Source organism: Sediminispirochaeta bajacaliforniensis DSM 16054 (assembly GCF_000378205.1).
Lineage (GTDB): Bacteria > Spirochaetota > Spirochaetia > DSM-16054 > Sediminispirochaetaceae > Sediminispirochaeta > Sediminispirochaeta bajacaliforniensis.
This window is the reverse complement of record NZ_KB899406.1, coordinates 346,328-358,322: the sequence shown is the minus strand read 5'-3', so window position 1 is coordinate 358,322 and position 11,995 is coordinate 346,328. Positions and strand designations below refer to the sequence as shown.

Below are 11,995 nucleotides of genomic sequence, written 5' to 3'. Positions count from 1 at the left end.
CATCCTTACGATCACATGAATTGGTATTCGTATGAACAGAACAAAAACACGAAGCATAACAATACAGACGGCGATCATTATAGTCCTGATAGCGATCTTCACCTTTTTCGGATATAACTACATCCGGAATATTACCAGCAGGAATATCGGCATCGGATTCGGCTTCATGCGTGAAACCGCCGGTTTTTCCATCAGTCAAACCCTGATTTCCTACACCGAATCGGATACCTTCGGCAGGACCTTCGTTATAGGCCTGCTTAACACCCTGGTAGCCTCGATAATCGGCATTGTGCTGGCTACCCTCCTCGGCTTTCTGATCGGGCTGATGCGCTTATCAAAAAACAAACTGATACATAATGTTGCGGTCTTCTACGTCGAAACGCTTCGGAATATTCCGCCGCTGCTACATGTCCTTTTTTGGTACCAGGTCGTCTTTCTTAATGTCCTGCCCCCCTTCAAAGAATCGTTCAAGCTGGGCGACTGGCTCTACATAAATGTGCGGGGCATCACCATACCCTCTTTTATCCCTCAAACAAGCGCTACGAGCTTCAGGATTCTTTTTTTCGTCTCCATTGTCGCAATCTTCTACATTGGATATGTAAAAAAGAAGATGGTCCTTCGGGGAGTACACAAAAAACTATGGCCGCTCCAGCTGGCGATCATCCTGGCTCTGGTCCTTTTCACAGCCATTGCCAAACCGTTTCAGATCGTGCTTCCGGAAATCACCAAGTTCAAATTCTCGAGCGGAACGACAATCAGGCCGGAGCTTTTTTCCGTGGTGGTTGCCCTGGGAACATACACCTCGACCTACATCTCCGAGGCTGTCAGGAGTTCCATCATAGCGGTCCCCAAGGGGCAGCTGGAAGCGGCAAAGAGCCTCGGCTTTAATCGATACAGGAGGCTCCAGCTCATTATCATCCCCCAGGCGATGCGAACAATGATACCGCCGGTCACAAACCAGTATCTGAATCTTATCAAGAACACATCGCTCGGGATGGCGGTCGCCTACCCGGATCTTACATCGGTCTTTGCCGGTACAACCCTTAATCAGACGGGACGGGCCCTGGAGGTGATGTCCCTGGTCATGCTTACCTATCTCTCCATAAGTCTCGTAACCTCACTGCTGATGAATTGGTACAATCGTTCAATCATCAACAAAAAGGGAGAGCTGTTGGAAAAAGAGGAGGTCCCCCTTGAATGACAAGATAAAAAATCTGCTTAAGGCCATAAAGCGGGATTATTTTAATTCACCCTTCAATATTGTTTTGTCTCTGGTAATACTCTACCTTGCCGCACGGCTCGGCATATGGCTGATCCAGTGGGCCTTTATCAATGCGGTATGGAGCGGAGAAAACCGGGAGGTGGCCGTCAAAAACGGATCGACATGGGCATTTATCAGGGCAAAACTCCGTTTTTTCATCTTCGGCTTCTACCCAAAGGAACAGATATGGAGAATCATCATCACCTTCCTGATCATGGCACTCTCCTTCATCCCCTATTTCATGAAGAAGATACGCCACAAGGTGTTGGTCTTCGCCTCCCACATGCTTATCTGGCCGATTGTCATCATCTTTTTTCTCTCCGGAGGGGCCGGTCTGGAAAAGGTTTCTACGAACGACTGGGGAGGCCTCACCCTCACCCTGATCCTTTCCGCCCTGGGACTTCTCTACTCCTTTCCTATCGGCATAGCCCTTGCCCTTGGACGAAGGAGCCCCAAGCCCGTCATCAGGGGCCTTAGTGTAGCGTACATTGAATTTTTCAGGGGAATCCCTTTGATAACGATCCTCTTCATGGCGTCGGTGGTTGTTCCCTTTTTTCTGCCACCTCAGATATCCATCGATAAAATCATCAGGGTCGTAATCGGCATGACCTGTTTTCAGTCCGCATATCTGGCCGAGGTTATACGGGGCGGACTGCAGTCCATTTCCAAGGGACAGTATGAAGCCTCCGACTCTCTCGGCTTCGGTTTCAGTTTGCAGCAGTACCTCATCATCCTTCCCCAGGTGCTCAAGGTCACCGTTGCAAACATCGGCGGAATTTCCATTTCCTTTCTGAAGGATACCACCCTTGTCCTTATTATCGGCATGTTCGATCTGCTTGGCATGGTCAGTCCCCTGGCCAGCGACAGCAATTGGCTCGGTATGGAACCCGAAGGATATCTCTTTGCGGGACTTATCTACTGGATTATCTGCTTCACCATATCGCGGATTACCAATCGCATAGAAGAAAAAGTACACACCTTACCTGAAGTAGGAGGAACAACATGAAACAGGCAGTAATGACGGCGGAAGCCCCCATCGCTCCGGCTCCACATGCGTCAAGCCACGAGCGAATCATCGCCATAAAACAACTGAACAAGTGGTTTGATGAGTTCCATGTGCTGGTGGATATCGATCTCAATGTCGATAAAGGAGAGAAGATCGTCATTTGCGGCCCCTCGGGATCGGGGAAATCGACCCTGATCAGGTGTATCAATCGCCTTGAAAAACATCAGAGGGGATCAATCAATGTAATGGGCCATGAACTTACCGACGACACGAAGAATGTTTCGCGTATCAGACAGGAGGTGGGAATGGTATTCCAGAGCTTTAATCTCTTCCCTCACCTTAGCATCCTGCAAAACCTGACCCTCGCACCGATCTGGATCAGAAAGATGTCTCAGCGTGATGCAGAAAAGATCGCCTGGAAGTACCTTAAGCGGGTCAATATCGCCGAGCACGCCCATAAATTCCCCGCGCAGCTCTCGGGAGGGCAGCAGCAGCGGGCGGCCATTGCCCGAAGCCTTTGCATGCAGCCGAAAATCATGCTTTTTGACGAACCGACATCGGCTCTTGACCCGGAAATGGTGAATGAGGTACTAGATGTCATGGTCACCCTGGCGGAAGAGGGTATGACCATGCTCTGTGTCACCCATGAAATGGGATTTGCCAGGAGGGTTGCAGATCATGTCATTTTTATGGATGAGGGGAAGATTGTGGAACGTCAGGTGCCGGAAAAGTTTTTTTCAGAACCCGAAAACGGGCGCACCCGCAAATTCCTCAAGCAGATCCATGCAATTTCGTAAATGTGGCAGAATAAGGAGCTATAGATTATGACACTGATGAGTATTCTCGGCTTCGCCCTCGCGATGTTTATCTTAACGGCCACCCCCGGCCCCGGAGTCTTGGCCGTGGTAAGTCAATCGCTACGGGCCGGATTTAAAAGCAGCATCGTTATGATCGCCGGAATCGTTACCGGCGATCTTTTCTATCTTACCTTTGCAATCTTCGGACTGAGCTTTATCGCCCGCAGCATCTCCCCGCTGTTTACCCTAATACGGATCGTCGGCGGACTGTATATGATCTTCATCGGTGTGAAAGCCATCGTGCAAAAAGAGCAAGAAGAAATACGTGAGGGTAACGGCAGCACGGGCCATTCAACCTACCTCAGCGGCCTTTTCCTTACCCTCTCGAATCCCAAGGTCGTTGTTTTTTACTGCGGCTTTCTCCCCACCTTCCTCGACCTTGAAGCACTGGGATTTTCCGACGGCCTCATCATCTCTGCCCTTGTGATGACGATTCTCGGTACGGTTATGCTGCTCTACGCAAAGCTTGCGGATTATATCCGAAGCTTCTTCAGGGGGCCGCGGAGCATGCGGCTGCTCAATGCATCGGCGGGAGGTTTCATGGCCGCGGCAGGAACGCTCCTGGTGGCAAAAACGGTAAGTCGGTAAGATCATGTTAGGCATTGTGCACTATCCGGAGTTCATTATGTCGGGAATCATTTTGAATTTGATTCCCGGCTCGGACACCATCTACATTTTGACTCGAAGCATCGCCCAGGGAAGGAAGGCGGGCTTTTATTCGACCCTGGGGATCTCCAGCGGCATCCTGGTCCACACAAGCTTTGCAGCCCTGGGCCTCTCAGCCATTCTGGCCCAATCCGCAGTGGCCTTCTCCATCGTGAGCTATTGCGGTGCGCTCTACCTGCTTTTTCTCGGCACTCGGATCATTGTCTCCAGATCCACCATGTCCCTCACCATTCCTGAAAAAAAGGAACAGCGGGGAACTGCCTTCAGGCTTTATCGGCAAGGTCTTCTCACCAACCTGCTTAACCCGAAGGTTGTGCTCTTTTTTCTCTCCTTCCTGCCCCAATTCATCGATCCCCATACTGCCCATGGGATAGGCGGCTTTCTCCTGCTTGGGATGACCTTCCTCTTCACCGGGACCCTTTGGTGCCTCGCCCTTGCCTGTGCCGCATCCAGGATTTCCGCAGGTCTGCGTAGGAGCCCAACATGGGGAAACTACCTCCAAAAGACAAGCGGATTAATATTTATCCTTCTGGGAGCAAAGTTATTGGTACACAGCCATTCATAGCCACTTTTCCGTCACTCCGTTTTCCGTTACAACAGAAAAGAAGGATCAGCATGATGGAAAAAACAAATGCCATGCGCCTGCTGGAAAGCCATGGAATCAACTATGCACTCCAAAGCTACGAGGTCGACGAGGAGAACCTGAGTGCCAAGGCAGCCGCAGACAAGGCCGGTCTTGATATCGACAGGGTCTTTAAAACACTTGTTCTGCGCAGTTCTTCCGGTGATATCTTCGTATGCGTTATTCCAGGCTCCTGCGAGTTGGATCTGAAGAAAGCGGCGCAGGTATCCGGATCGAAGAAGGCGGATCTTATCCCGGTAAAAGAGATAAAGCAGCTCACCGGCTATATCCGGGGAGGCTGCTCCCCGATTGGCATGAAAAAGCACTACCCGACCTTTATCGATGAAAGTTGTACCTTGTATGAGACGATTTATGTCAGTGCGGGGACGAGAGGTCTTCAGGTGAACATAGCCCCGGGGGACCTGATCCGGGCTGCCTCAGCAGAGGTCGCCGATCTTGTGTGATGGATCCATCTGGACAAGAGCGCTATAGTATTACCTATTAAGACAAAATAGTTCCCAATTTCCGCAAAATCATACCAATGGTCGACTACCTTCCGAAGTAAGAGGCCGCTATCCTTTTTTCAGACCAGATTCTGGAAAAAGGAGATTGTACACGATGGAACCAATTCGACACGTGGGCCCTGCGGTAGGGGTCTCAATGCTTATTTTTTTTCTCTCTCACCGGTTGTGATTTATTAGTCGGCTCCCGGCGGCCTCTCCGTCAGGAGCCGATTTTTATGGAATTACCCAATCACGCCACAATCGTCTGCTTGCGCCTCTTGCCCCCAGCCATGGGAAAGGTGTATAAACAAGTACATCAGATAGCCCAGTACCAATAGGAGTCTTTCATGAAACGAATCTTCTGGTTATCACTAATACTGCTGATCAGCTCCGGTGCCCTTCTCTTTGCCGGAGGAGCCAAAGAATCGTCATCCGATATCGATGCAATTCGCGCCAAGGGTGTGCTTGTCGTCGGTCTTGACGACAGTTTTCCACCCATGGGATTTCGCGACGAATCCAATGAAATTGTAGGCTTCGATATCGATCTTGCAAAAGAGGCTGCAAAGCGCCTTGGGGTAAAGGCAGAGTTCAAGCCTGTGGACTGGGACGGGGTTATCCTGAGCCTCAACAAGGGTGATATCGATGTAGTGTGGAACGGTATGTCAATTACCGAAAGCAGAATGGAAAAGATCAACTTTTCCAAGCCCTACCTCGACAATCGCCAGATTATCGTCGTTCCGAAGGGTTCGGCTATTAAAGAAAAATCCGACCTTGCCGGCAAAGTTGTGGGACTTCAGATGGGGTCTTCCAGTGAAGTTGCCCTCAACAACGATGCAGAGGTTGCGGCAAGCTTAGGTGATGTGAAAAAATACTCCAATAATGTGGAAGCGCTTCTCGACCTTGCAGCCGGTCGCACCGATGCTGTTATCGTGGATGAGATTGTCGGGCGTTACTACATCAGCAAGAAGCCTGGAATCTATGAAGTCATTAGCGATGATTTCGGTTCGGAGACCTACGGTGTCGGCATCAGAAAGAGCGATGTCAAGTTGAAACAGGAACTCGACAAGGTGCTTGATGAGATGAAAGCCGACGGCAGCGCCGATGAGATCTCTCGAAAGTGGTTCGGCGAAGCCATCGTAAAGCAGTAAGGGTTCTGAAACTTGGATTATATCCTTCAGGTAACGACTCATCTTCTGCAGGGGTGTATTCTGACCCTGCAGTTGTATGTCGTTACCCTGCTTTTTGCACTGCCCCTGGCAATATTTTGTGCTCTGGGAAGGGTATCGGGCCCCAAAGCCCTTGATCGTGTTTTAGGTTTTTACGGCTGGATATTTCGGGGCACACCGTTATTATTACAGCTTTTTTTCTTCTACTACGGTCTGACCATCTTCGGTATTTCCCTAAGCCCTTTTCTCGCTGCAAGCCTCACATTCGTACTCAACTACGGGGCCTACTTTATGGAAATATTTCGGGGGGGAATCGAAAGCATAGATTCAGGCCAGTATGAGGCGGCCAAGGCTCTGAATATGAATTACTGGCAGACGATGCGGCGAATCATTCTTCCCCAGGCCGTTCGCGTGGTACTGCCGCCTACCACCAACGAGGCAATCACCCTGGTCAAGGATACCGCCCTGGTTGTGGTTATCGGAATGGGAGAATTGCTGCGCTCGGCAAAGGAGATCTTTACCAGAGACTTCTCCCTGACGCCCTTTGCAGTGGCGGCTATTCTTTATCTGCTTATGACGTCGGTGGTGATACGATTTTTCCGCTACCTGGAACGACGGATGGCCTACTATGACTGATTTGTATCTCAATATTCGCTCGGTTTCCAAATACTTCGGAGAACTTGCAGCGGTGCGGGACGTCTCGCTTCAGGTAAAAAAAGGTGAAGTGATCTCGATCATCGGGCCTTCCGGATCGGGAAAAAGTACCCTGCTGCGCTGTATCAATCAACTGGAAGTCATCGATTCCGGTGAAATCGCCATCGAGGATGATGTGATCATCTCTTCCGATGGGAATGGTCAGCGTATCAGACTTCCCGAACGTCAAGTACGACGGGGTTTGAAAAAGCTCGGCATGGTCTTTCAGCACTTCAACCTCTTTCCCCACAAGTCGGTACTGGGAAACCTCATTGAGGCCCCCATGATGGTAAACAAAATGCGAAGGAGTGAGATCGAGCCTTACGCCCGTGAACTGCTTTCGAAAGTAGGACTTGAGGACAAGGCCGATGCGTATCCCAATCGCCTTTCGGGAGGGCAGAAACAACGGGTAGCCATCGCAAGGGCCCTTGCGATGAGGCCGGATGTTCTTCTTTGCGACGAGCCGACCAGCGCCCTTGACCCCGAACTTGTGGGAGAGGTCTTGTCGGTCCTGCGGCAGCTTGCGAACGAAGATATGACCATGCTGGTGGTAACCCACGAGATGGGCTTTGCCCGTGACGTATGCGACCGGGTCGTCTTTATGGATCAGGGACAAATCATCGAGGATGCGGACCCGGAAAAGCTATTTTCCAATCCCGACCATCCCCGAATCAAAGCATTCCTACGAAAAATTCTGCAGGAAGAAGCGGCTCAATAAACTATCCAGGTCACCGTCACCACCAGGATTCCGAGCACGTATCAATGCAGAGACATTACACATAAAATCCTGCACACTTTCACCTCCTGGCTCGCTTTTTGACAAAAAATCGTTATGGATTATCAAACGGGAACCCCCTATAATGAATAAATGGCATATATAGGAGAAACAATTCCAAAACTCGGGTTTGGCCTGATGCGGCTGCCCATGATCGGAGAAGAAGTCGACATCGAGCAAACAAAACAGATGGTCGATCTATTTCTGGAGAGAGGCTTTACCTATTTCGATACGGCATACGGTTATCTGAACGGCAAATCGGAAGAGGCTGCAAAAGAGGCTCTGGTTGACCGATATCCGCGGGAGCGGTTTCAGCTTGCGACAAAGCTCCCGGCCTGGGCCGGAGCGAAGAATGCTGAGGAAGCCCAAAATATGTTTTGGACCTCACTGGAACGAACGGGCGCAGGCTATTTTGACTTCTACCTCCTTCATAATCTGGGGGACAAGAGGACACAGGTCTTCGACGACTACGGAATATGGGACTTCCTTGCCGAACAGAAGAATAAAGGACGTATCAAGCATCTCGGTTTTTCCTTTCACGACAAAGCCGCCGTACTGGACGAAGTGCTGAAAAAACATCCGGATATGGAATTTGTGCAGCTTCAGATTAACTATGCGGATTGGAAAAGTCCCTCGATCGAATCACGCAAATGCTATGAGGTTGCACGAAAGCACAATAAACCGATTATCATCATGGAACCGGTAAAGGGCGGATCGCTGGCAACGCTTCCGGAATCGGCCGCATCGGTTTTCGGGAAAGCAAATCCCAAGGTATCGCTCTCATCCTGGGCGATTCGCTACGCCGCATCCCTGGACGGCCTGATAACCGTTCTCAGCGGTATGTCCGCCATTGATCAGATGGAGGACAACCTATCGTCTATGGAATCCTTTCAGCCTCTTTCCCCCGAGGAGAGAAGGGCCGTCACCACGGTACAAGAAGTGTTGGAAAGCATCCCAAGTATACCCTGTACCGATTGCCGTTACTGTATGGAGGGTTGCCCTCAGGATATTGTGATTCCGCAAATCTTTCGTGCCATGAACACCTATCTGGTCTACAAAAACCTGGAGGGAGCAAAGGGAAGCTACATGTGGGAAACCAGGGATGGGGGAAAGTCATCAGAGTGCATCGAATGCGGTCAGTGCGAAGAGGCGTGCCCCCAGCACATTTCGATCATAGCGGAGTTGAAAAAAGCCGGAACGTTATTAGAGGTGTAAAAGAAAGCCATGGTTTCCGGTAGTATCGGGTCTTGTTCTCAATGCTAAATCCGTATCATGATAGCATAAATAGAGCTTTAACGAGGGCCCCCTTTCTTATATGGAAAGGGGGCCCTCGTCTTACCTGAGCACTATCCTAATGTGTCATATACTTTGTCTGCACATTATTTAGCATCACATGGGCCTTACTCAAGGCTTCCAAAGAGACGAAGGTCGAGTATTGCGTCACATACTCCATAGCCAGTTCTTTATCCGTGTCAAACAGGCGTAACATCGTCGCTTCGATCTCGGGTTGCAAAGCAAATTCTCGAGCCTCCATTGCTTTCCAGTTTTTTTGTACCTCGCCGATTTCTTCCTTATAGTTGCTCTCAATCAGGTATTCGAGGGCACAAAAGGTGTAATAGGCGGAATCGGTATTGAATCGAAGCCGATATTCCGTCGGCTCAAAATGATAATCGAGAAAAGAACGTTGGGTGTTGAAGGGAGTTTCCTTCGCCATATGCCACTGTTCGGGAAGTGTCGTCATGCCCAAATACCAGGGGACATAAACGGAGGTACAGGGAGAACCCGTTGCCAGCCAATAAATACAACCGATCTCTCTGGGCATCCCGTCCCGCAACTGAGCAATAAACGAGGTGTTTGTGCTGGAAACGCAAATCTTTCGTTCACCAGTTCCATGGGGACTTCCATCCTGGTATCCTTCGTTTGAAGAGAGCGACGAACCCTCATAATGATACCGCAAAATTTGAGCCACATCCTCAACCCCTATCTTCCTATTCGGCTTAACCGCAAAGGGAAGCTTCCATTCCCCTTCCAAAAAGACAGGCTCCTTACCGGTCAACAAAAATTGAGCGCCACGTTGGCGATAGGTATTGGAATTGGCCACCAGGCTTTCCTGATCCGCAAAGATCTTTGCAAAATCAAAGGTATCGCTCGGCTCGTACCACCCGTGGGCTATCGCATACTCTTTTAATCCCGGTGAGACAATAAAATTTTCATGGTCGTCAAAATCGACATCATGAATAACATACACATTTGGAATAAAATACACCTCATCATCCGGTACCCGTTCCGCAACAAAGTGCTTTCCCCGTATGATATGGAGGACCCAAGCTTCCTGGGGATCGGCAATCTGATAAGAACGGCCGGGATGTGCATAACCGAACCGACTGACAAGTTGTGTCGCTATCTCAACACCCTCGCGAGCCGATCCTGCCCGTTGAAGTATGAGGTGCCTAAGCATGTACCCGATACCGCCGTCGGTTAATTCCGCATCCTCAGGCTGAACACGAGAACCTGCCCAATTACTTCCGACCGTTACCCCAAACTCATTTATCCCGCCATCACTCCATTCAAGACCTACATTTTCCGACCATATATAGGCATAGGTCATTTCCACCTGAGCTAAGGTTCCCCCGCGTTTTAGATGAACAACCTCACCTTTGCTATGGTACTGCCGGGGAACCCGCCACTGTAAGGTATTGCAAACCCCACCATTGTCCTCATTATGTCCCAACAGCACAGATCCGTCTTTCGTCGCGTCTTTTCCGGCAAGCAGGGTTGAGCAAGCCGAAACAGGCCCGACCTGCAGGGTTCCGATAACAAGACAGAGTCCGAAAAACAGAAGCATCCAAGCACCTTTCTTTTTCATTCTTGCCTCCTTTCTTTAAAGTAAACACCTCATTTTCGCCCCCGTAAATAGACCATAATGAGGATGTTATTAAAGTTTCTACCAGCAGGAAATAGACTACTCTGCTCCTTTTGGGGTGTCCTATTCCAACACACAGGATGAGGACCTTGCAATGAACCCCATCTTTTTTTAGGATGGAGCAAATAGTGATTAACGAGGAATCGATGAAACAAGTATCAAGATACACAACAGAACATACCGTGATGTACAGCGAAACCGATGCAAGGGGAGTATTGTCCCTTCCTTCCTTCTTCGCGCTCTTTCAGGAAGCCGCACTCCTTAATGCAGAGGAACTGGAATTTGGAGAAACATACAGTAAACAGGAAAATCTGATGTGGGTGCTTTCCCGCTTACTTCTCGAAATCGATACATTTCCGAAGCATCGGGACCAATTAAAAGTAAGCACTTGGCCCAAACAGCCGCAGGGCCCCTTTGCCATACGTGATTATATTCTTGAATCGGAAGAGGGAACGGTCTGCGCCCGCGCGACAAGCTCCTGGCTGCTGCTAAAATTGGATACCATGCGTCCGATACGGCCTCAGACGATATTCGCCGATCTCTCTTTGGATGGCCTTGGACTTGCCGTAGGGGAAACGGCACCTAAAATTTCGGAAATCGACAACGACAGTACGCAAGAGATGGAGGTCACAGCGCGTTATTCAGATCTCGATCAGAACAACCATGTAAACAACACCCGCTATGTCCGCTGGTTTCTGGATTGTTATACCCCCGAAGAGATCACCATAAGCGGGAAGCTTCACTTTGCCATTAACTATCTGCAGGCGGCATCGTATGGCGACAAGGTATTACTTCGGCGATACGATACCGAATCGGATTCATCGGTTTACGGCTATCTTGAAGACGGTACCCCCTCGTTCTCAGCCCGGATAGGACGGAAAAGTGATTAAACGCTAAGGATATCCTCTTTGTAATCCACTGTTATTGATACCTGACGGCGCTACTTTCATCTGTAGCGCCTGTCTTTTTTGCAATAGAGAACATCCTGCACCACTAAGCAACACTACTGATAGTATCTAACAACAAGCATAACGCGTATATTTTCTTGCCTGATGATTTTAGAATTGTATCAGAGACTGTAACATAACATATAGAAACGAAGTATTTAGAAAATTTTGATCAAGAGAAGTGAAAGGATCTGGCCTCAGTATCATTGTACAGCTTGGCTCTTAAGGGAAATATTGTGACATATGCTTACGCATGAGTGAGCCTTTTGATGAAGTCTCATGACCTATTCGAATCTGTTTCGTAAAAGTCTATGGAAATGCAGGCGACATTATTCAATAAACCACAGACAATTCGATCCATCACGATAGTAACTAGGCTGACGACTCAGATGCTGCGCCAGTTCTTCCCACATTTACGGATCCCACAGCACCATTTACCTCGGTATTGCGTCAATACAATGCGGTCAATGCAGTTGTCAACCGGTTCGCGTGTACGACTGGTCTTCACAAAACAACTTGACATTTAGTATACCAGTGTTAAAATATTATATATAATCGTTAAACATTGGAGGTTTC

The 11,995-nt window shown here is 49.3% G+C and carries 12 protein-coding genes; 11 read left to right on the top strand and 1 reads right to left on the bottom strand.

The window, feature by feature from the left end:
- Positions 1 to 31 precede the first annotated feature (31 nt).
- From F459_RS0101655 to F459_RS0101610, 10 genes are all read left to right on the top strand, one after another.
- On the top strand, positions 32 to 1,201 hold the full coding sequence (locus F459_RS0101655) for an amino acid ABC transporter permease (protein WP_020610997.1): 1,170 nt from the start codon (positions 32 to 34) through the stop codon (positions 1,199 to 1,201).
- On the top strand, positions 1,194 to 2,267 hold the full coding sequence (locus F459_RS0101650) for an amino acid ABC transporter permease (protein WP_020610996.1): 1,074 nt from the start codon (positions 1,194 to 1,196) through the stop codon (positions 2,265 to 2,267). Before F459_RS0101655 ends, F459_RS0101650 begins: the two co-directional genes overlap by 8 nt.
- Entirely contained in the window at positions 2,264 to 3,064 is an 801-nt protein-coding gene (locus tag F459_RS0101645; protein ID WP_020610995.1) for an amino acid ABC transporter ATP-binding protein, read from the top strand. The genes F459_RS0101650 and F459_RS0101645 overlap by 4 nt, the downstream gene beginning before the upstream one ends.
- A gap of 27 nt (positions 3,065 to 3,091) precedes the next feature.
- Positions 3,092 to 3,712, top strand: a complete 621-nt coding sequence (locus F459_RS0101640; RefSeq protein WP_020610994.1) for a LysE family translocator — start codon at positions 3,092 to 3,094, stop codon at positions 3,710 to 3,712.
- Positions 3,713 to 3,749: 37 nt separating this feature from the next.
- Positions 3,750 to 4,355 carry a LysE family translocator gene (locus F459_RS0101635; RefSeq protein ID WP_020610993.1) on the top strand — a complete coding sequence of 202 codons (606 nt, stop codon included), beginning with the start codon at positions 3,750 to 3,752 and terminating at the stop codon, positions 4,353 to 4,355.
- A gap of 53 nt (positions 4,356 to 4,408) precedes the next feature.
- Entirely contained in the window at positions 4,409 to 4,876 is a 468-nt protein-coding gene (gene ybaK / locus F459_RS0101630; protein WP_020610992.1) for a Cys-tRNA(Pro) deacylase, read from the top strand.
- Between the two features lie 386 nt (positions 4,877 to 5,262).
- On the top strand, positions 5,263 to 6,063 hold the full coding sequence (locus F459_RS0101625; RefSeq protein WP_020610991.1) for an amino acid ABC transporter substrate-binding protein: 801 nt from the start codon (positions 5,263 to 5,265) through the stop codon (positions 6,061 to 6,063).
- A 12-nt stretch (positions 6,064 to 6,075) separates the two neighbouring features.
- On the top strand, positions 6,076 to 6,717 hold the full coding sequence (locus F459_RS0101620) for an amino acid ABC transporter permease (RefSeq protein WP_020610990.1): 642 nt from the start codon (positions 6,076 to 6,078) through the stop codon (positions 6,715 to 6,717).
- Complete coding sequence (locus tag F459_RS0101615) at positions 6,710 to 7,492, top strand: amino acid ABC transporter ATP-binding protein (RefSeq protein ID WP_020610989.1); 783 nt, start codon at positions 6,710 to 6,712, stop codon at positions 7,490 to 7,492. Before F459_RS0101620 ends, F459_RS0101615 begins: the two co-directional genes overlap by 8 nt.
- 150 nt (positions 7,493 to 7,642) lie before the next feature.
- A complete protein-coding gene (locus tag F459_RS0101610; protein ID WP_020610988.1) occupies positions 7,643 to 8,764 on the top strand; it encodes an aldo/keto reductase in 1,122 nt (373 codons plus the stop codon).
- A gap of 136 nt (positions 8,765 to 8,900) precedes the next feature.
- Here the strand turns inward: F459_RS0101610 and F459_RS0101605 are convergent, their stop codons facing one another.
- Positions 8,901 to 10,415: a dipeptidase gene (locus F459_RS0101605; RefSeq protein WP_020610987.1), complete on the bottom strand. Its 1,515-nt coding sequence runs from the start codon at positions 10,413 to 10,415 to the stop codon at positions 8,901 to 8,903.
- Positions 10,416 to 10,618: 203 nt separating this feature from the next.
- On the opposite strand from F459_RS0101605, the gene F459_RS0101600 reads away from it, so the two are divergent.
- Complete coding sequence (locus F459_RS0101600) at positions 10,619 to 11,362, top strand: acyl-[acyl-carrier-protein] thioesterase (protein ID WP_033301063.1); 744 nt, start codon at positions 10,619 to 10,621, stop codon at positions 11,360 to 11,362.
- Positions 11,363 to 11,995 lie beyond the last annotated feature (633 nt).